Annotated in this window: 15 protein-coding genes, 1 pseudogene and 1 CRISPR repeat array; of the genes and pseudogenes, 13 read left to right on the top strand and 3 right to left on the bottom strand. The window is 70.6% G+C overall.

Going from position 1 to position 19374, the window contains the following annotated elements:
* Positions 1-61: 61 nt before the first annotated feature.
* Positions 62-402: direct repeats of the CRISPR family, unit length 35 nt; unit sequence GGTACCAATGGTGCTGATGGTGCGACGGGTCCTGC.
* Between the two features lie 166 nt (positions 403-568).
* The 10 genes and pseudogenes from ABZ826_RS07405 (at position 569) to ABZ826_RS07360 (ending at position 12126) form a co-directional block, all read left to right on the top strand.
* Positions 569-715 carry a hypothetical protein gene (locus ABZ826_RS07405; RefSeq protein WP_361443619.1) on the top strand — a complete coding sequence of 49 codons (147 nt, stop codon included), beginning with the start codon at positions 569-571 and terminating at the stop codon, positions 713-715.
* A gap of 370 nt (positions 716-1085) precedes the next feature.
* A complete protein-coding gene (locus tag ABZ826_RS07400; protein WP_361443616.1) occupies positions 1086-2045 on the top strand; it encodes a phosphotransferase in 960 nt (319 codons plus the stop codon).
* Positions 2046-2509: 464 nt separating this feature from the next.
* Positions 2510-2662, top strand: a pseudogene (locus ABZ826_RS07395) (carboxyvinyl-carboxyphosphonate phosphorylmutase); the annotation flags it as partial.
* A gap of 246 nt (positions 2663-2908) precedes the next feature.
* Positions 2909-3424, top strand: coding sequence for a hypothetical protein (locus tag ABZ826_RS07390; protein ID WP_361443613.1), 516 nt, complete (start codon positions 2909-2911; stop codon positions 3422-3424).
* A gap of 369 nt (positions 3425-3793) precedes the next feature.
* Complete coding sequence (locus ABZ826_RS07385; protein ID WP_361443610.1) at positions 3794-4738, top strand: LLM class F420-dependent oxidoreductase; 945 nt, start codon at positions 3794-3796, stop codon at positions 4736-4738.
* Between the two features lie 10 nt (positions 4739-4748).
* Positions 4749-5546: an SDR family NAD(P)-dependent oxidoreductase gene (locus ABZ826_RS07380; protein WP_361443607.1), complete on the top strand. Its 798-nt coding sequence runs from the start codon at positions 4749-4751 to the stop codon at positions 5544-5546.
* A gap of 109 nt (positions 5547-5655) precedes the next feature.
* Positions 5656-6783, top strand: a complete 1128-nt coding sequence (locus ABZ826_RS07375) for an LLM class flavin-dependent oxidoreductase (RefSeq protein ID WP_361443604.1) — start codon at positions 5656-5658, stop codon at positions 6781-6783.
* Between the two features lie 315 nt (positions 6784-7098).
* Positions 7099-8838, top strand: a complete 1740-nt coding sequence (locus ABZ826_RS07370; RefSeq protein WP_361443601.1) for a D-aminoacylase — start codon at positions 7099-7101, stop codon at positions 8836-8838.
* A 14-nt stretch (positions 8839-8852) separates the two neighbouring features.
* A complete protein-coding gene (locus ABZ826_RS07365; protein WP_361443807.1) occupies positions 8853-10316 on the top strand; it encodes an aldehyde dehydrogenase family protein in 1464 nt (487 codons plus the stop codon).
* Between the two features lie 247 nt (positions 10317-10563).
* Positions 10564-12126 (top strand): APC family permease, encoded by a 1563-nt coding sequence (locus ABZ826_RS07360; RefSeq protein WP_361443598.1) that lies wholly within the window; start codon positions 10564-10566, stop codon positions 12124-12126.
* Between the two features lie 59 nt (positions 12127-12185).
* Here ABZ826_RS07360 and ABZ826_RS07355 read toward each other — a convergent pair whose 3' ends face one another.
* Together ABZ826_RS07355 and ABZ826_RS07350 are read right to left on the bottom strand one after the other, a co-directional pair.
* Positions 12186-12902 (bottom strand): endonuclease, encoded by a 717-nt coding sequence (locus ABZ826_RS07355; RefSeq protein ID WP_361443595.1) that lies wholly within the window; start codon positions 12900-12902, stop codon positions 12186-12188.
* Positions 12899-13543, bottom strand: a complete 645-nt coding sequence (locus tag ABZ826_RS07350; protein WP_361443593.1) for a DNA polymerase ligase N-terminal domain-containing protein — start codon at positions 13541-13543, stop codon at positions 12899-12901. Before ABZ826_RS07350 ends, ABZ826_RS07355 begins: the two co-directional genes overlap by 4 nt.
* 306 nt (positions 13544-13849) lie before the next feature.
* On the opposite strand from ABZ826_RS07350, the gene ABZ826_RS07345 reads away from it, so the two are divergent.
* Entirely contained in the window at positions 13850-15250 is a 1401-nt protein-coding gene (locus ABZ826_RS07345) for an MFS transporter (RefSeq protein ID WP_361443590.1), read from the top strand.
* Here ABZ826_RS07345 and ABZ826_RS07340 read toward each other — a convergent pair.
* Positions 15204-16745, bottom strand: coding sequence for a CehA/McbA family metallohydrolase (locus tag ABZ826_RS07340; protein ID WP_361443587.1), 1542 nt, complete (start codon positions 16743-16745; stop codon positions 15204-15206). The two genes, ABZ826_RS07345 and ABZ826_RS07340, sit on opposite strands and share 47 nt — an antisense overlap.
* A 180-nt stretch (positions 16746-16925) precedes the next feature.
* Between ABZ826_RS07340 and ABZ826_RS07335 the strand changes: the two genes are divergently transcribed.
* Together ABZ826_RS07335 and ABZ826_RS07330 are read left to right on the top strand one after the other, a co-directional pair.
* Positions 16926-17771 (top strand): TIGR03619 family F420-dependent LLM class oxidoreductase, encoded by an 846-nt coding sequence (locus ABZ826_RS07335; RefSeq protein ID WP_361443584.1) that lies wholly within the window; start codon positions 16926-16928, stop codon positions 17769-17771.
* Between the two features lie 73 nt (positions 17772-17844).
* Complete coding sequence (locus ABZ826_RS07330) at positions 17845-19329, top strand: penicillin-binding protein 2 (RefSeq protein ID WP_361443581.1); 1485 nt, start codon at positions 17845-17847, stop codon at positions 19327-19329.
* Positions 19330-19374: the final 45 nt, after the last annotated feature.

Genomic DNA, 19374 nt, shown 5'->3' with positions numbered 1-19374 from the left:
CACCAATGGTGCTGATGGTGCGACGGGTCCTGCTGGTCCGACGGGTCCGACGGGTGCTTCTGGTACCAATGGTGCTGATGGTGCGACGGGTCCTGCGGGTCCGACGGGCCCGACGGGTGCTTCTGGTACCAATGGTGCTGATGGTGCGACGGGTCCTGCTGGTCCGACGGGTGCCGCCGGTACCAATGGTGCTGATGGTGCGACGGGTCCTGCTGGTCCGACGGGTGCCACGGGTGCTTCTGGTACCAATGGTGCTGATGGTGCGACGGGTCCTGCTGGTCCGACGGGTCCGACGGGTGCTTCTGGTACCAATGGTGCTGATGGTGCGACGGGTCCTGCCGGTCCGACGGGTGCCACGGGTGCTTCTGGTACCAATGGTGCTGATGGTGCGACGGGTCCTGCCGGTCCGACGGGTGCCACCGGTGCGACGGGCGCCACCGGCCCGACGGGACCTGTTGGCCCGTCCCAGACCGCCACCAGCGCCGCCACGCTTGTGCCCGCTGGAGGCAGCGTTCAGGACATCACGGCGACATGCCCCGCCGGGACCGTGCTGACCGGCGGAGGTGCCGTGAACCAGTTGCAGAACCCGGACATCATCTGGACCGCGAGCTCTCCGGACACCTCCACCAACACCTGGCACGTCTCCGCGTACAACAACGGCATCACCCCGCAGACCGTTCAGTCCTACGCGGTCTGCATCCCCTCCGGTTCGTGAAATGACTAGCTACAAGGGGAAGGAACAGGAATCCGCTTAGGGTCCGGAACAGTCCCCCGTGGTCGCTGCCGCAGCAGATGAAGCGCCTTCTGCTGCGGCAGCTTCCTGTCCATTCCGGGACGTCGCTCAGCCCCCGAGTTCCCGACCGGTGCGACCGCGCCGCGCGCGCCGGCCGCACTTCTGTGAAGGGACCGGCTCAGGTACTCGGGGGCCGACGCATCTACCGGGACAGCACGACACACGCCGGCGTTCCCTGCGTACGGCCCCGGCGTCGGCTGCGCCATCGACCTCAACTCGACTTCTCCGCACCGCACACAACGCGCCCGGTGGCATGGGGCGGCCCGTGCCGCCCGGCCAGTACCCTCCACGCATGGAAGAAGCGGCAGTGGACGACCTCGACCGCCCGGCGACGCGCGCCTGGGTGGAGAAGAACCTCGCGCCGGGCGAGCGGATCGACCGCTCGGAGAGGCTGCGCGGCGGGTGGACCTCGCGGATGCGGAGGCTGGACATCTCCGGTCCGCAGGGCGGACGTTCGCTCGTACTGAGGTCCTTCGTCAAGCCCTTCTACGTACGGCACGCGCCGGGGCTGCTCACCCGAGAGGCGGACATCCTGCGGTTGCTGGGCTCCACCGATGTCCCGGCGGCACGCTTCGTGGCCGTCGACGCCGGGGCCGAACACTGCGACCGCCCCTCGCTGTTGATGACCCTGCTGCCTGGCCGGGTGCGGGTGGGCGACGCCGGGGCGGAGCAGCGCATCGGTGCGCTGGCACGGCAGTTGGCTGCTGTCCACCGGGTACCGGTGACGGACGCGACCCGGCCGCGGGACTACGAGGCGTGGACCGCGCCGGACCGGGCGCGGGTGCCCGCGGAGACCGGGCGGCCCGGACTCTGGCGGCGCGCGGTCGATGTCATCCGCCGCGAGCCCCCGGCGTACGCCCCCCGGTTCCTGCACCGTGACTTCCACCCGGGCAATGTGCTCTTCAGCGATGACAGGGCGGATTCCCGGATCAGCGGGGTCGTCGACTGGGTCGAGACCTCCTGGGGCCCCGCGGACCTGGACGTCGCCCACTGTTCGACGGCGCTGGCGCTGCTGCACGGCGTCCCGGCCGCGATGAGCTTCGCCGGGAAATACGCGGACGCGGGCGGGGAGTTGGCGCGGGACGCGACGGACCACCTGTACTGGCGGCTGCTGGACGCCCTCGCCTACGCCCCGGACGCGGAGAAGGTCGCGGTCCCGTGGCGGGAGCTGGGGCGGTCCGATCTGACGGCCGAAGTGCTCACGGCGCGGCTGGAGGATTACCTGGAAAGCCTGTTCGACCGGTTCGGCTGAGCCGTCCAGGCTCCGGGGCCCGGCGTCGTGCCCCCGTTTCTCGGCAGGACCGTCACCCCGGATACCGGAGGTGCGCCTCATCGGCGATGTCGGTGATCCGAAGGAAAACGGTCCCGGTTCGTGACGTCGTCAACCGGTCAACGGCACATACCCGCGATGTGTCGTACGCAAGGTCAAACGCGGCGTGTCCCTGGGTAATGGGACGGTCATGTCTGTATAGGTGTACTCGTCTTCGTGAAAGAGGGCAGATTTTGCGTCCCGGTGTTCCCGCACTCGCTGCATCAGCCGACTGCTGAACCGCCGGAACCCGCGATCCGCCGATTCACCTCCCGATGTTCCGGCGGCTCTTGGTCCCGGCCCGGTCCCGGTGTCACCGGATTTCACTTCATTGAACCGCCGCTCGGCGCATCGACGATGCGCCGAGCGCCGATTCATGAACCAACGAGCCATTGCAAGGCGATGCTGTGCGTTACGGAAGTGCGCTGAGGGGAGAAGTCCGATCCCCGGGAACCACTCCCCTCATCGGTATTTACGACATGTATTCGGCGTCCGTCGTCGCCCGGCACTACGACGGATTCTTCGTGTCCGGATTCGGCTTCGCCGCCTCCCCCTACGGGCCCGGGAGCGCGGCGACCGGCGGGGACGACGACGAGGGCGACGCCGACCGGGAGACCACCCGTGCGCCGGGCCCGTCGAGCGCTGCCGCACCGTCGCGGCCCTGAGGAGCCCGCCCTGTAGGGACCCGCCCTGACGAGCCCGCCCTGAAGGGACCGGTCCCGAGGGCGCCGGGCCGTCCGGCGCCGGGGGAGGCGGCATTCGCGCGCTGGTGGCGTCGTGCGAGGGTGGGCCCGTGAGGGATGGTCATGGACGAGCCGCGAGGCGGGGGCACGGACCCCGACGGGCGTTTTGTGCTGCATCGGTTCAACGGTGACGAGGTGTACCGCTTCAGGTCGGCGGAGATGTGGTTGGGCCGTGCGACCGACGGCGGTCCGGACGTGGACGCGGTGCTCTGGTTCGAGCTCGCGGCCGATGACGACGCCATCCAGCGGTGCGAGGACACGGCAGGTTCGGGCATGGCGCCGGCCGCGGAAGTCGGCATCGGGCTGGCGGCGGCCGAAGCGGACGCCGACCGGCTGGTCGGGCGCACGTTCGTGATGCCGGGTGCGGCGGACGACGAGGACTCGTGCATGTCGCTGCTCTATTACTACGAGCACGAGCCGCTGCGGGACAACCGGATCACGGTGCTCTCGCGCAACGGCGACCGCTTCCGGCTGCGCTGGACCGCGGCCTGCGATGACGTGAACTTCTACGACGGGAGCAAACCCCCGACCCGGGTGGAGATCGACGGCGAGTTCCTGTTCCGGGACGCCCGCGCCTGAGCCGGGCCGGCCCGTACCCGTACCCGTACCCCGTGCCGTACCGCGCGGCCGTACTTGGGGCGCGCGGGTGCGCGCCTCCCGACGCCGGCCGGTGACTTTCGCCCGGCCGGATCGCCCATCGGCCGACAGCCGCAGCCGGGCCGCCGCCGTAGCGTCGAAGGCAGGCGCCACGACCCCCACCCCGCCCCCGACACCGTCTCCGCTCGTGATCGCCCTGTTCCTGCTCTCGCCGCTGGTGGGGGAGTTCCTGCTCGGGAACCGGATCGCCCTCGCCTTTGCCTCTTGTCTGATGTGGCGTCAGGTACGACGATGGCCCCCGCGCTCGTCAGGTGACGATGCGTCAGATTCCCCCGGGAAGGAGGCCGTTCGGTGCCGATACTGCCCACCGGGTCGCTGTCGTACGGAATGCAGCTCCCGATCCAGTCGCAGAGCACCATCTATGCCGAGGGGTGGGAGGCCGCGGCCACCCCAGCCGACCTCGCTGAGATCGCCCGCACCGCCGACCGCACCGGCTTCGCCTATCTGGCGAGCTGCGACCACGTCGCGATCCCGCGGCGGCTGGCCGGGGTGATGAGCACCGTCTGGTACGACCCGGTCGCCACCCTCGCCTTTCTCGCGGGGATCACCGAGCGGGTCCTGCTGATGAGCCATGTCGCCGTCGTCGGCCTGCGGCACCCGCTGGTCACCGCCAAGCAGTACGCCACCCTCGACCACCTCTGCGGCGGCCGGCTGATCCTCGGGGTCGGCGCCGGGCACGTGCCCGAGGAGTTCCGGGCGCTCGGGGCGGACTTCGAGGGGCGGGGCGGGGTCCTCGACGAGACCATCGACGCGCTGAAGGCGGCGCTGGGTCCCGAGGAGTACCCGGAATTCGCGGGGGAGCGGTTCTCCTTCGCCGGTCTCGGGCAGCGGCCGCGTCCGGCCCAGGAACGGGTGCCGGTCTGGGTGGGGGGATCCTCGCCCGCCGCCGTGCGCCGGGCCGCCCTGCGGGGCGACGGCTGGCTGCCGCAGGGCGATCCGCGGGAGAAGCTGCCCGCGCAGATCGCCCGGCTGAGGGAGCTGCGCGAGGCGGCCGGGATCGAGGACCCGATCGTCATCGGCGCGATCACCGAGCCGCTGTACATCGGTGAGCCGGACTGGTCCGTCGGGCGGCGCACCCTCAAGGGGAAGCCGGAGGCCGTCGCCGAGTCGCTGCGCGCGTACGGGGCCATGGGCGTCCATCAGATCCAGGTGCGGTTCCGCAGCCGGAGCCGTAGCGAACTGACCGACCAGATGGCGGCGTTCGCCGCCGAGGTCGCACCCCATCTCGACAGGTAGGAGTCAGGACATGGGCAAGCTGGACGGACGGGTCGTACTGATCAGCGGCGCGGCGCGCGGACAGGGCGAGCAGGAGGCGCGGCTCTTCGCCGCGGAGGGTGCGCGGGTGGTGATCGCCGATGTGCTCGAAGAGCAGGGCGAAGCGCTGGCCAAGGAGCTGCGGGAGGAGCGGGGGGAGGACGTGGCCCGGTTCGTGCGGCTGGATGTGAGCCGGGAGGAGGACTGGGGGGCCGCCGTCGCCGCCGCGAAGGACGCCTTCGGGAAGATCGACGGGCTGGTCAACAATGCGGGGATCCTCCGGTTCAACGAGCTGGTGGCCACGACGCTGGAGGAGTTCCAGCAGGTGGTGCAGGTCAACCAGGTGGGCGCGTTCCTCGGGATCAAGAACGTCGCGCCGGAGATCGAGGCCGCCGGTGGCGGGACCATCGTCAACACCGCTTCGTACACGGGGCTGACGGGCATGGCGTTCGTGGGGGCGTACGCCGCCACCAAGCATGCGGTGCTCGGGCTGACCAAGGTGGCGGCGGTGGAGCTGGCCGCGAAGGGGATACGGGTCAACGCCCTGTGCCCCGGGGCCGTGGACACCGCGATGACCAATCCGGCGGCCCTGGACCCGGGCGCGGACCCGGAGGAGTCCAGGGCGGCGGTGGCCGAGCTGTACCGCAAGCTCGTACCGCTGGGGCGGATCGGGCAGCCGGAGGAGGTGGCCGCGCTGGCGCTCTTCCTGACCTCGGACGACTCCTCGTACATCACCGGGCAGCCGTTCGTCATCGACGGCGGATGGCTGGCCGGAGTGAGTCTGTTCTGAGCGTAGCTGACGATGCGTCAGGTATTGACGGGTGCCGGTGCCGGTGGAACAGTCGGACGCATCACGATCTGACGGTGTGTCAGAAAACGATTGAGGACGGTGAATCCCCTTGGAATTCGGGCTCTTTGTACAGGGGTACGTGCCCGCCGCGCGGGCCAGGACCGACCCTGGGGCAGAGCACAAGGCGCTGATCGAGGAGACCGAGTACGTCATCCAGGCGGACAAGTCCGGCTTCAAGTACGCCTGGGCCTCCGAGCACCACTTCCTGGAGGAGTACTCGCATCTCTCGGCCAACGATGTGTACCTGGGCTACCTCGCGCACGCCACCGACCGCATCCACCTCGGATCCGGCATCTTCAACCCGCTCGCCCCCGTCAACCACCCGGTGAAGGTGGCCGAGAAGGTCGCCATGCTCGACCACCTCTCCGAGGGCCGGTTCGAATTCGGCTCCGGGCGCGGGGCCGGCAGCCACGAGATCCTGGGTTTCATGCCGGGCATCACCGACATGAACCACACGAAGGAACTCTGGGAGGAGACCATCGCCGAGTTCCCCAAGATGTGGCTCCAGGACGAGTACGTCGGCTTCCAGGGCAAGCACTGGTCACTGCCGCCGCGCAAGGTCCTGCCCAAGCCGTACGGGAAGTCGCACCCGGCGATGTGGTATGCGGCCGGTTCGCCGTCCTCGTACGCGATGGCGGGCAAGAAGGGGCTCGGCGTGCTGGGCTTCAGCGTGCAGAAGGTCTCCGACATGGAGTGGGTCGTCGAGTCCTACAAGACGGCCGTCAAGGAAGCGGAACCCATCGGGGACTTCGTCAACGACAACGTCATGGTCACCTCCACGGCCATCTGCGCCGAGACGCACGCCAAGGCCGTCGAGATCGCGGTGGGCGGCGGGCTGAACCACCTGCAGTCGCTGCTGTTCCGCTATCACGACACGTTTCCCCGGCCGGAGGGAATCCCGGAGTGGCCCGAGCTGCTCCCGGAGTACTCCGAGGAGATCATCGAGCTCCTGATCGCCGAGGAGCTGATGATCTGCGGTGATCCGGACGAGGTGCTGGGGCAGTGCAAGCGGTGGGAGCAGGCGGGGGCCGACCAGCTGAGCTTCGGGATGCCGATCGGGATCAGCCGTGAGGACACGCTGAACTCGATCAAGCTGATCGGCGAGCACGTGATTCCGGAGATCGACACGGACCCGGCGCACCGGACCTCGCGGTTCCGGGGGGCGGCGGGGGCGTAGGGCGTAGGGGGTGGGCGTCTGTGGCGGTGCGGGTGCGTCTGTGGGGGTGGGGGTGTGGGTGCGCCTGCGGCGGGCCTGTTCCCCTACCCGCCCCTTCCCGTAACCGGGGCTCCGCCTCGGATCTCGTGCCTCAATCGCCGGCGGGGCTGGTCTTCCGCTCCGCCTCGGACCCCGTGCCTCAATCGTCGGCGGGGCTGGAAGCAGCGGCGTCTTCCCGGACCGCCGCTCCGTGAGCCGGGGTGCGTACCGCGGCCGTGCGCACCCCGGCTGCACACCCCCGTACCTGCCACAGGAAACACGGAAGGGAACCCCGTCATGCTCGACCACCTCATCCGCGGCGCGACCGTCGTGGACGGCACCGGCGGACCCTCGTACCGCGCCGATGTCGGCCTCCGCGACGGCCGCATCGCCGTCATCGCCGAACCGGGCACGCTCACCGAGGAAGCCGTCACCGCTGAGGACGCCACCGGCCTGGTCCTCGCGCCCGGCTTCGTCGACCCGCACACCCACTACGACGCCCAGCTCTTCTGGGACCCGTACGCCACCCCGTCCATGAACCACGGCGTCACCACCGTCGCCGGGGGCAACTGCGGATTCACCCTCGCCCCGCTCCATCCGGGACGCCCCGAGGACGCCGACTACACCCGCCGCATGATGGCGCGGGTGGAGGGCATGGCCCTCAAGGCCCTGGAGGAGGGCGTCGACTGGACATGGTCCAGCTTCCGCGAATACCTCGACGCGCTCGAAGGGCGGATCGCCGTCAACGCCGGCTTCATGGTCGGCCACTGCGCCCTGCGCAGGCACGTCATGGGCGCCGACGCGATCGGCGGCCGGCCGACCCCCGAACAGCTCGACGCCATGCTCGCGCTCTTCCACGACGCGATGGACGCCGGAGCCTGGGGGCTGTCCACCACCCAGTCCGCCACCCACTCCGACGGGGACGGACAACCGGTCGCCTCCCGGCACGCGCTCCCCGAGGAACTCCTCGCCCTGTCCCGTGCCGTCGGCGAGCACGAGGGCACCCAGCTCGAAGCGATCGTCGCGGGCTGCCTCGACCAGTTCTCCGACGAGGAGATCGAGCTCCTCGTCGACATGACCGCCACCGCCGGACGCCCGCTGAACTGGAACGTCCTCACCATCGACGCCGCCGTGCCCGAACGCGTGCCGCGCCAGCTCGTGCCCAGCGAACGCGCCCGCCGGGCCGGCGGGCGGATCGTCGCCCTCACCATGCCGATCCTCACGCCCATGAACATGTCGCTGGGCACCTTCTGCGCGCTCAACCTGATCCCCGGCTGGGGCGACATCCTCGCCCTCCCCGTTCCCGAACGCATCGAGCGGCTGCGCGACGCGGACACCCGCGCCGAGATGCTGCGCCGTGCCGACAGCAAGGAGGCCGGTGTCTTCCGCCGCCTCGCCGACTTCGGCCGGTACGTCATCGGGGACACCTACAGCGTGGCCAACGAAGGGCTCAGCGGCCGTGTCGTGGGCGACATCGCCGCCGAACGCGGCCAGGACCCCTTCCACTGCCTCGTCGAGATCTGCGCCGCGGACGGGCTGCGTACGGTGCTGTGGCCCATGCCCACCGACAACGACCCCGACTCCTGGGAGCTGCGCCGCCGCACCTGGGCGCACGAGGACGTCATGCTCGGCGGCTCCGACGCGGGCGCGCACCTGGACCGGATGTGCGGCGCCCCGTACACCACCCGCTTCCTCGGCGACTGTCTGCGCCGGCGCAGACTCGTCCCCCTCGAACAGGCCGTGCGGATGCTGACCGACGATCCCGCCCGTCTCTTCGGGCTCCGCGACCGCGGCCGGATCGAGGAGGGCTTCCACGCCGATCTCGTCCTCTTCGACCCCGAGCGCATCGACGCCGGGCCCGCCACCCTCGTGCACGACCTGCCCGGCGACAGCCCCCGCCTCGACTCCAGGGCCATCGGCATCGTGTCGGTCCGGGTCAACGGCGTGGAGACCCTGCGCGACGACAAGGTGACCGGCGCGGTCCCCGGTACGGTGCTGCGCTCCGGCCGAGACACCCGGACGGTGAGCACCGTATGAGCGACGGAATTCCGATGCGTGACGGGAAGCAGCGTCTGTTCATCGGCGGGCGGTGGACCGCACCCGACCACGGCCACTACGAGGTGATCAACCCGGCCACGGAGGAGGTCGTCGGTCTCGCCCCCGAGGCGAGCCGTGAGCAGGTGTACGCGGCGGCGGCCGCGGCCCGCGAGGCCTTCGCCGGCTGGTCGCGCACCCGTCCCGAGGAGCGGGCCGCCATCCTGGACCGGGCCGCCGACCTGATGCAGCGCGACCTCACCGGCAACGTCGCGCTCGCCCAGGCGGAGAGCGGCGCCACCACCGGGACGGCCAGGGGCATGCAGGTCGCCGTCGGCGCCGCCCGCTTCCGCCGGTACGCCAGGGGGGCCCTGGAGCCGGTCGAGGAAGCCGTCGCACCGCAGATCAACGAGGCCGGTCCGATGGGGCGGGCCGGTGTCTTCGGGGCACTGGCCGTACGCCAGCCGGTCGGCGTCGTCACCTGCGTCACCTCGTACAACAACCCGTGGGCCAACCCGGCCGGCAAGGTCGCTCCGGCCCTGGCCATGGGCAACACGGTCGTCGTGAAACCCGCGCCGCAGGACCCGCTCTCCGTCTACCGGATGGCCGAGGCGCTCGAAGAGGCGGGCGTTCCGGCGGGCGTGGTCAACGTCGTCACCGGGTCGGGGCCCGAGGCGGGCGAGGCCGCCGTCGGCTCACCGGACGTCGACATGGTCAGCTTCACCGGCTCCACGGCCGTCGGACAGCGCATCGCCGAGGTGTGCGGGCGCTCCATGAAGCGGCAGCTGATGGAGCTGGGCGGCAAGGGGGCCGCCGTCGTTCTCGACGACGCGGACCTCGACTCCGCGGCGGCGGGCATCGGCACCACGTTCTCCTTCTACAGCGGCCAGATCTGTACGGCCCCGACCCGCGTCCTCGTCCAGCGCGGCGTTCAAGACGCCCTGATCGAGAGGCTCACCGCGTACGCGGGGCATCTGAAGGTCGGGGATCCGACGGCCCGGGGCACGATCGTCGGCCCGGTCATCTCCGCCGCCCACCGCGACCGCGTCGAGTCGTACGTCGAACTCGGCCGGAAGGAGGGGGCGAGGATCGTCACGGGCGGCGAACGGCCGGCCGGTCTCGACCGGGGCTTCTACGTCGCACCCACCCTCCTCGCCGACTGCACCAACGACATGCGCGTCGTCCGGGAGGAGATCTTCGGCCCGGTCGTCGTGGTCGTCCCCTTCGACGACGAGGAGGAGGGCATCGCACTCGCCAACGACAGCGACTACGGACTGATCGACTACGTCTGGTCCTCGGACGTGGCACGGGCCTTCCGGGTGGCCCGGCGACTACGGGCCGGCGGGGTCGGCGTGAACACCATCGGCCGGAACATGGAGGCCCCGTTCGGCGGGTTCAAGAAGAGCGGCGTCGGGCGCGACGTCGGCTCGTACGCCCTGCACGCGTACAGCGAACTCCAGGCGATCGTCTGGCCGGGCTGAGGCGGCGCACTCCGTGGGCGTCCGCTGAGCGGACACTCACGGGAAAATTTTGAATCACCACAAAACGGACAGTGCTGCGATTCCCGTATGGCGTTGCGATCGAGTGTCGACCTCACATTGGAAGGGTGTTTCTGAAAATAACCTTCAATTCAATCCTGTCTAACCGTCATGTTGCTTGAATTTCAAGGTCGAGTTGGCGGAGTCTCGTCCTCCGAATGTGGATATCGCAGCGCATACCGTCCTCTACATGACACAGGTGGACACGCGGCCTCAGGCCGGAGACCCGGTACGGGACACCGCCCCGGCCGACGGTGTACGCGGCAAGGGCCTCGGCGGGAACTCCGTCGGCCTGATGGGCAGCGCCGTCATCGGCATCTCCACCGTCGCCCCCGTCTACTGCCTCACCTCCACCCTCGGTTCCACCGCGGGTGAGGTCGGCGTGCAGATGCCCGCCGTCTTCCTGGCCGGCTTCCTGCCGATGCTGCTCGTCGCATTCGCGTACCGCGAACTCAACAAGGCCGTGCCGGACTGCGGTACGTCCTTCACCTGGACGGTGAAGGCGTTCGGCCCGCGCGTCGGCTGGATGTGCGGCTGGGGCCTGGTCATCGCGACGATCATCGTGCTGTCGAACCTGGCGGGTGTCGCCACCTCGTACTTCTGGCTGCTGGCGGGCGAGATCTCGGGCAGCGACTCGATCGCCGCCCTGGACCACGACAAGCCCGTCCACATCCTCACCTGTCTGGTCCTGATCGCGGTCGCCACGGCGATCAGCTACCGCGGGATGACGGCCACCAAGGGCATCCAGTACGCCCTGGTGGGCCTTCAGCTCCTCGTCCTCGCGCTGTTCGTGGTGATGGCCGTGCAGAAGGCGCACAGCGGGGAGTTCGCCTCGTCGCTGCACTTCTCCTGGTCCTGGCTGAACCCGTTCGCGGTGAAGTCGTTCGCGACGTTCACGGCGGGCCTGTCGCTGTCCATCTTCATGTTCTGGGGGTGGGACACCTGTCTGACCGCCAACGAGGAGACCATCGGCAGCGAGAAGACCCCCGGACGCGCCGCCCTGATCGCGATGGTCGTGCTCGTCGGCTCCTATCTGGCGACCGGTGTCGCCGCCCAGATGGCCGTCGGCTCCGGCGGCTCGGGTCTCGGCCTCGCCAACCCGGACACCTCCGACAACGTCTTCGCCGCACTCGCCGGCCCGATCATGGGCCCCGGCCTCGGCGTCCTGCTCTTCATCGCCGTCCTGGCCTCCGCCGCCGCCAGCCTGCAGACCACCTTCATCCCGGTGGCCCGCACGGTCCTGGCGATGTCCACGTACGAGGCCCTGCCGGCCTCGTACGCCCGCGTCCATCCGCGCTTCAAGACGCCGGGGAGGGCCACCGTCACGGCGGGCGTGGCGACCAGTGTCTTCTACACGGTCATGACCCTGGTCAGCGAGCACGTGCTGGTCGACACGATCTACGCGCTCGGCCTCATGATCTGCTTCTACTACGCGCTGACGGCCTTCGCCTGCGCCTGGTTCTTCCGCGCCGAACTGACCCGCTCGGTCCGCGACCTGGTCTTCAAGGGCCTCTTCCCGGTCCTCGGCGGCATCCTGCTCGCCGCGGTCTTCGGCAAGACCCTCTACGACATGTGGGACCCGGCGTACGGCTCCGGTTCGTCCGTCTTCGGGGTCGGTTCGGTCTTCGTGATCGGTGTAGGGCTGCTGCTGCTCGGGGTGGTGCTGATGCTGGTGATGCAGCGCCGCAGCCCGGCGTTCTTCCGCGGTGAGGTGCTGACGAAGGAGACTCCGGCGCTGGTCGTGGAGGACTGAGAAGCCGGGGCTCCGGCCCAGGGTGTGGTGGGCCGGGTCCGGACGGAACGGGCAGGCTCTCAGGCGGCCCGTGCCCTGACGTCGTCCACGACGTGCTTGTCCAGCGCCGCGCGGACCAGAGCGGCCGCGAGCTCGGCGGGCCCGTGGCCGCCCGCCTGCTCGGCCTGTTCGTCCCGCCCGGTCTGTTCGTCCGGCCCGGCCTCTCCGGCTTCCCCGGCCTGTTCCGCGAGCCGCGCCAGCTTCGCCGGTGAGGCGGGCAGACCGAGTTTCTCGGCGCCCTGCAGTGCCTTTCCGTCCAGGAACGGCGCCGCCTCCGGCCACACCGCCTGTACCTCGCGCACGAAGATGTCCGCACCGGCCGGGCCCATGCCCGGAGTCCTGCGCAGCCCGGCCCGCAGGATGTCCAGATCGCCGTCGGCCTCCCCGCGCAGTCGCCGCAGATCGCCTCCGTACTCGACCAGCAGGAGTTCCGCCCCGTCGCTGAGCTGGGTGGCGGTCCGTTCGTCGTAGCGCCGGTAGCCGCCCTCGCCCAGGGCGTCGACGCGCTCTTGCCACGTCGACCCGATCATCCGGTCCGGGGACCGCAGGCCGTGGGCGAACAGCGCACGCGCCGCCGCCACGGCCACGGAAGCCCGGATGCGGGCGCTCAACAGATCGCTGAGGACGAGGAGTTGGTACAGGGGCTGGGGAGTGTTCCGCAACCGGATGCCGGCCTCGGCGGCATACGTGGTGCCGTAACGGCTGAGCAGAACCTCCACGGTGCCGCGGGCGGTCACCGGGACCCGCCCCCTTCCTCGGCCGCGACCTGCTCCAGCGTGCGCCCCGTACGGGCCGACCGTGCGCGGTACGGGTCGGGTGTGCCCGGCCCGTCTTGGGTGGCGCGCCCGTCCTTGGCCTTGATCAGCAGCCATATCTCCCCGCCCGGCGCGTCGTTCTCGTCGCGTGCCTTGAAGCGCGTGAGGGCGAACTCGCCGTGCAGCTTGGTGCCGTCGAGCCAGAAGGTCGCGTGTCCGTTCTCCAGGGATTCCTCGAACGGCACCGGTCTGCCCCGGTGGTCGTGGCTGAGCGGCCGGTAGGTGCCCTGGTCCCACACGATCACCGTGCCGCCGCCGTACTCGCCCTTGGTGATGACGCCCTCGAACGTGCGGTACTCCAGCGGGTGGTCCTCCGTGGGGACCGCCAGCCGCCGCTCGCGGGGATTCTCCGAAGGTCCGCGCGGCACCGCCCATGACTTCAGTACGCCGCCGACCTCCAGCCGGAAATCGAAGTGCATGCGGCGCGCCTGATGGATCTGTACGACGAAGCAGGGCGCCGCGCCCGGCCGCTCGCCGTCACCGCGTGGCTCCGCCGTCGCGTCGAAGTGCCGCTTGCCGCGATATTCCCGGAGCCGGTCGTCGTTCCCGCCGGTCACATCCATTGCGGACACCTCCTCCGGCAGCCCCGCCCGGTGCCCCTCTTCCACTGTGACGCCCCCGGCCGTGAAGCGCACAGGGACGGGAAGAGGGGACGGGTGGGGACGGGCGGGACGGGGCGGGGACGGGTTCGCGGAGCGGCGCCTGCCGGGACGGAGCAAGTATGTCGACATCAAGTATCTTGACATCGAGAAACTCTCCCGGCAGTCTTCCTTCTTGATCCATCGGACTTTCGATGTCGGGCATATCCGAGGGGCGGGCGGATGCGACGGGCGACGCGACGCGGCAGGGGGAGCGGGGAGACGAAGCCCTTGAGGAACGAGCGGGGCGGACAGGGGCTGCTGGCCCAGCTGCGAGATCCGCCGGGCGGGCGCAATGCGCGGATCATGCTGCTCGCGCTGACCCTGGACCGGACCGGCTCGGGGCTGTGGGCCGCGTCCTCGGTCCTGTATCTCACCTTCGTGACGCGACTGAGCGCCGAAGAGATCGGTGTGCTGCTGGGCGTGGCCGGAGTGGCGGGCATCGCGGGATCACCGCTGGCCGGACGGCTGGCCGGCCGCTTCCCGCTGCGCCCGTTGCTGATCGGCTGTCATCTGCTGCGTCTGGTGACGCTCGTCCTGGTCCTGGTGTGCGGCAGCTTCGAGGCGCTGCTGCCCGTCATCGCCGTCACGTACCTGGGGGACAGGGCGGCGAAGACACTGGAGATGCTGTTCGCCACCCGGACGGCGGGCGAGCGGCGGGCGGCCTACCAGGCGCTGTCCCGCAGCGCGTCCAACGCGGGTTACGGTCTCGGCGCCGGTATCGCGGCCATCGGCCTGGCCGTGGGGACCAACGACGCCTACCGGGCCCTGATCCTGGGCAACGCGCTGTCCTTCGCCGTCGCCGCGGCGCTGGTGTGGCGTACGGGCGAGCCGCGGGAGAGGACCGTCGAGGTGACCGGGGCTCCGGTCGGCGCGGCGTCGGCAGGGGAGCGGTCGTCCGCTCGCAGGGCCGGCCCGTGGCGGGACCGCGGCTATCTCACCTTCGTGCTGCTGGACATCCCGATGAACCTGGACGACTCGATCCTCGGAGTCGGCTTGCCGCTGTGGCTGGTGAACCGCACCTCGGCACCGCACGCGCTCATCCCGGCCTTCCTGGTCATCAACACCGTGATGGTCGTGGTGCTGCAGATCAGCGTGTCCAAGCGGGCCGAGGGGCCGCGCCGGGCCACCCGGGCGGTGCAGCTGTACGGGGCCATGGTGTTCGTGTGCTGCGTGCTCCTGGCGGCGGCCACCCGGGGCGGGACCTGGATGGCCACCGCCGCCCTGCTCGCCGCGGCGCTGGTGGTGACCCTGGCGGAGCTGATGCGGTCGGTGAGTTCGTGGGAGCTGGCGGTCCTGCTCGCACCCCGGGATGCCCGCGCCGCGTATCTGGGGGTGGCCGGGATGTCCCAGTCCATTCAGAAGTCCGCCGGGCCGCCGCTGCTGACCGGCGCGGTGATGGCGGCCGGACCGGCGGGCTGGCTGGTGCTGGGCACGCTGGTCGCGGGCTTCTCGGCCGTCCAGGGACGGGCCTGCGCGCGACGGCTCCGCGCGCTCTCGCCGCCCGCCGCGCACAGGCCCGTCCCCGCACCGACGGACCCGGGACGTGTGCCGAACGTCCCGTCTGCCCGGCGGTCGGACGGAGCTACTTCCGAGACGCGTCAGCACTCTCCAGGAACACCGGATTGGTGAGCGCCGCCAGTGCCCCCGGCAGCCCCGGCACCGTCGCCGGGTGCCGGACCTCGGCCCGCACATAGGCGGCGTAGGCCGGCGTCGTACGCCACTGAACCGTTCCCGTCCCCGACTCCGGTAGCGCGGCCGTGAACAGCGTGCCCTGGTCGGTGACGAAGTGCGCGGTGCAGCCGGGCGCTCCGGTCACCTCCAGCCGTACGGTGACCGGGTTGTCGTCCCCGTCCACCCGCAGCCGCTCGCCGATCCCGGCGTGCAGTCCGCGCCCGCCCGAGGCGCCGAAGGACAGGGTGACGGCGGACGACTCGGCGATGTACGAGCGCCCCGCCCGGATCCCGGCCGTGATCGCCCCGCGCGACAGCTCGTCGGCGAGGACGACGGTCTGCGGCAGTCCCACCCTGTCCGGCTCCCGGTGCGCGTCGCTGTTGCCCATCGCCGGAACCCACGGCTTCGACGAACGGACGGCAGCGACAAGGGAGTTGTCCCACTCGGCCAGGGCGATCTCGTCCTCCGGGGTGTAGGCCCCGTTCCACACCTCCACCGCGTCCGCCTCACCGAAGCCGAACTTCCAGTGGCAGCCGATGCAGGTGGCGTGCGGGTGCGCGGGCACGACCAGACCACCGGCCCGCCGCACGGCCTTCGCGTAGTGCCCGAACCGGTTGTCGCGGGCCCGGTAGCGCCAGTCGATCCAGGTGCCCGGGTCGGTGCCGAGCGCGATCACATGTCCGTTGCGGGTGGTGATCTCCTCACCCGTGAGGACGAGCAGATCGTCACCCCACAGCCCCTCCCACGCGCCGTGCGCGGAGTGCGTGTTGTGCTCGCTGCTGTTGATGAAGTCGAGCCCGGCCGCGCGAGCGGCGGCGGCGATCCCGTCCGGGGTGCGCCTGCCGTCCGAGTGGACGGAGTGGAGATGGCAGTCCCCGCGGTACCAGGCGCGCCCGCGCCCCTTCGCGCGCTCCGGCGGGTACAGGGGCTTCGGCGTGGGCCCGGTGGGCCCGAAGCGCAGGGTGATCGTCACCTCGTACGGGAGCCCTTCCGGGGCGACGGTGTACGGCCCGAGGGCGATGTTCCAGGTCCCGGCCCGTACCGGACCGGCGATGTAGCCGGGCGTCGCCTCGTCGGCCCGGATGAAGAAGCCGCTGCGCGCGCCGCCGGACCAGCCCCGGAACCCCCGCCCGCCCAGCTCCGTGCCGCGCTCGTCGAAGATGCCGATGTCGAGGGCGTTGCCCTGCGTCCCGGCCGGGACGGGCGTCTTTTCGTACGTGTACGAGACGGCGATCTCCCGTGCCCCGCGCGGCACTTCGACCGGCAGATACACATAGTCGGGCGACCCGGTCGGCAGGGTGCCGCGCACGGTCCTGGTCCGGTCGGGGGCGTCGTTGCCGGTCGCGGCGTCGGCGAAGCTCACGGTGCCCGACGTCAGAGCGGTGGCCGCCGTCCCGACGAGAAGGCCGCGCCTGGCCATCGGCCGGCCGTGGGCGGATTGCGATGAGGACATACGAGTGGCTCCCCGGGGGTCGTGGTGGCGAGAATGACGTACGCGACCCTGGCGGGAAGCCGTGAACTCCGGAAGAACGCCGAGAGGCACGAGCGGGGCCCGTACCGCGAGACACTCGGCTTTCCACACCGCACGGCATACGTTGGGGCCGTCACCGGACCACGACGGAGGTGCCCTCGTATGCGGATCGCCACCACGATCTTCCTCACCGATGAGACGATCACGCCGCTGCGGCTCGCCCGCGAGCTCGAACAGCGCGGTTTCGCCGGGCTCTACCTGCCCGAGCACACCCACATCCCGGTGAGCAGGGACACCCCCTACCCGGCCGGTGGCGAACTCCCGCCCGAGTACGGGCGCACCCTCGACCCCTTCGTCGCCCTCGCGCAGGCCGCCGCGGTCACCGAAAGCCTCGCCCTCGGCACCGGCATCACGCTCGTCGCCCAGCACGATCCGATCGACCTGGCGAAGCGGATCGCCACCCTCGACCATCTCTCCGGCGGCCGGTTCACGCTGGGCCTCGGCTACGGCTGGAACGTCGAGGAAGCCGCAGACCACGGAGTGGACTGGTCGACGCGCCGCGACCTCACTCGCGACCGGATGGCCCTGATGCGCGCCCTGTGGGCGGCCGAACCGACGGCGTACGAGGGCGAGTTCGGCTCGGTGCGGGCCAGCCACGCGTACCCGAAGCCGGTCCAGGAACCCCGCGGCCCGGTGAACGGCCCCCGCACCCTGATCGGCGGCGCGGCGGGCCCGAAGCTGTTCGCGCACATCACGCAGTACGCGGACGGCTGGCTCCCGATCGGGGGCCGCGGCCTGACGGAGTCCGTACCGAAGCTGCGCGAGGTGTGGGAGTCGGCCGGCCGGGATCCGAAGCAACTCCAGGTGGTCCCGTACGCGGTACTCCCGAGCCCGGGGAAGCTGGCGCACTACGCGGAGCTGGGCATCGAGGAAGTCGTCCTGCAACTGCCCCCGGCGGGGGAAGGGGAGGTGCTGCGCACACTGGACGGCTACGCGGAACATCTGTGAGCGGTGCAACCGCCGGCCCGATACGTGCATCTTCCCTAATCAGAGATCGATCGGGGCCGGGGACGGGAGCACGATGAACAGGCCGGTGCGGCACGTGGCCATCTTTTGCGGACTGCTGGTGCTGGCCCTGCTGCTGCGCGCGAACTGGCTCCAGCACATCCGCAGCGAGTCACTGGCCACCGACGAGCACAACCGCCGGGTGAAGATCACCCAGTTCGCCACCCCGCGCGGCGACATCATCGTGGGCAGCCGGGCGATCACCGGCTCCAAGGCGGTCGACGGCACCGACTTCAAGTACCGGCGGACCTTCCAGCAGGGCGAAATGTACGCCCCGGTCACCGGCTACGCCTCCCAGGCGCAGGGCATGTCCCTGCTGGAGAAGACGTACGACACCATCCTCAGCGGCCAGGACGACCGGTTCGCGTTCCGGCACGCCAAGGACATCCTCACCGGCGAGCAGCGGCGCGGCGGCGACGTGATCACCACGATCGACCCGAAGGCGCAGAAGGCCGGCTACCAGGGGCTGACCGCTCTCGGCGCACGGGGCGCGGTGGTCGCTCTTGACCCGCCCACGGGAAAGGTCCTGGCCCTCGTCTCCACGCCCTCGTACGACCCCACCGTCTTCGCCGGGAACTCGTTCAAGGAGGGCGACCGCTTCCAGGCCCTCGTCAAGGACAAGCGCAAGCCGCTGGCGAACCGGCCGCTGCGCGAGACCTTCCCGCCCGGCTCGACGTTCAAGATCCTCACGGCGGCCGCGGCCCTGGAGAACGGTGTGGTCACCGACGTCGACGCGGCGTCCGACGCCGACTCCCCGTACCCCCTGCCGCTCTCCTCGAACAAGATCAGCAGCGAGGCCGGTGACGCGGTGTGCGCCAAGGCGTCCATGAAGACCGCGATGCAGTACTCCTGCAACAACGTCTTCCTCGACGCGGCGTCCAAGGTCGGTGCCGACAAGATGCGCGAGACGGCGGAGAAGTTCGGCTTCAACTCCGATGTGTACTCGGACGAGTTCGGAGACATGCTCGCCACCAGGAGCCTCTACCCGAAGGAACTGGACAAGCCCGGAACGGCGCTGACCGGCATGGGCCAGGGCAGCCTCACCAGCACGCCGATGCAGATGGCCATGGTGACGGCCGCCCTCGCCAACGACGGCAAGCTGATGCAGCCGTACATCGTCGAAGAGCTGCGCGGTCCGGACCTGTCGGTCCTGGAGAGGCACGAGCCGAAGCTCAAGAGCCGGGCCGTGTCGGAGGAGACGGCGAAGAAGGTCCAGGAAATGATGGAGTTCACCGCCAAGGAGGGCAGCGCCCAGCGGGCCCTGATCGACGGCGTCACGGTCGGCGGCAAGACCGGTACGGCGCAGCGCGGCGTGAACGTGAAGGACGAGGTGCCGTACGGCTGGTTCGTCTCGTACGGAAAGAAGGCCGATGGTCGGTCGGTGGCGGTCGCGGTGTTCATCGACCCGACGGACATGGACATCTCGCGGCAGGACATCTCGGGCGGACGCCTCGGCGCCCCGATCGCGAAGAACGTGATGCGGGCCGTACTGGGGGAGTAGCCCGCACCGCACGTCCCGACGGGGGCGCCCGTCGCCTCTCGCCGA

The organism is Streptomyces sp. NPDC047515 (assembly GCF_040643055.1).
In the GTDB taxonomy this organism is placed as follows: Bacteria; Actinomycetota; Actinomycetes; order Streptomycetales; family Streptomycetaceae; genus Streptomyces.
This window is presented reverse-complemented; position numbering and strand designations above follow the sequence as displayed.

Coding starts and splice junctions, on each gene's coding strand:
- ABZ826_RS07400 (WP_361443616.1), top strand. CDS start 1,086: ATGGAAGAAGCGGCAGTGGACGACCTCGACCGCCCGGCGACGCGCGCC.
- ABZ826_RS07335 (WP_361443584.1), top strand. CDS start 16,926: ATGCGGATCGCCACCACGATCTTCCTCACCGATGAGACGATCACGCCG.
- ABZ826_RS07380 (WP_361443607.1), top strand. CDS start 4,749: ATGGGCAAGCTGGACGGACGGGTCGTACTGATCAGCGGCGCGGCGCGC.
- ABZ826_RS07360 (WP_361443598.1), top strand. CDS start 10,564: ATGACACAGGTGGACACGCGGCCTCAGGCCGGAGACCCGGTACGGGAC.
- ABZ826_RS07350 (WP_361443593.1), bottom strand. CDS start 13,543: ATGGATGTGACCGGCGGGAACGACGACCGGCTCCGGGAATATCGCGGC.
- ABZ826_RS07390 (WP_361443613.1), top strand. CDS start 2,909: ATGGACGAGCCGCGAGGCGGGGGCACGGACCCCGACGGGCGTTTTGTG.
- ABZ826_RS07365 (WP_361443807.1), top strand. CDS start 8,853: ATGCGTGACGGGAAGCAGCGTCTGTTCATCGGCGGGCGGTGGACCGCA.
- ABZ826_RS07370 (WP_361443601.1), top strand. CDS start 7,099: ATGCTCGACCACCTCATCCGCGGCGCGACCGTCGTGGACGGCACCGGC.
- ABZ826_RS07330 (WP_361443581.1), top strand. CDS start 17,845: ATGAACAGGCCGGTGCGGCACGTGGCCATCTTTTGCGGACTGCTGGTG.
- ABZ826_RS07340 (WP_361443587.1), bottom strand. CDS start 16,745: ATGTCCTCATCGCAATCCGCCCACGGCCGGCCGATGGCCAGGCGCGGC.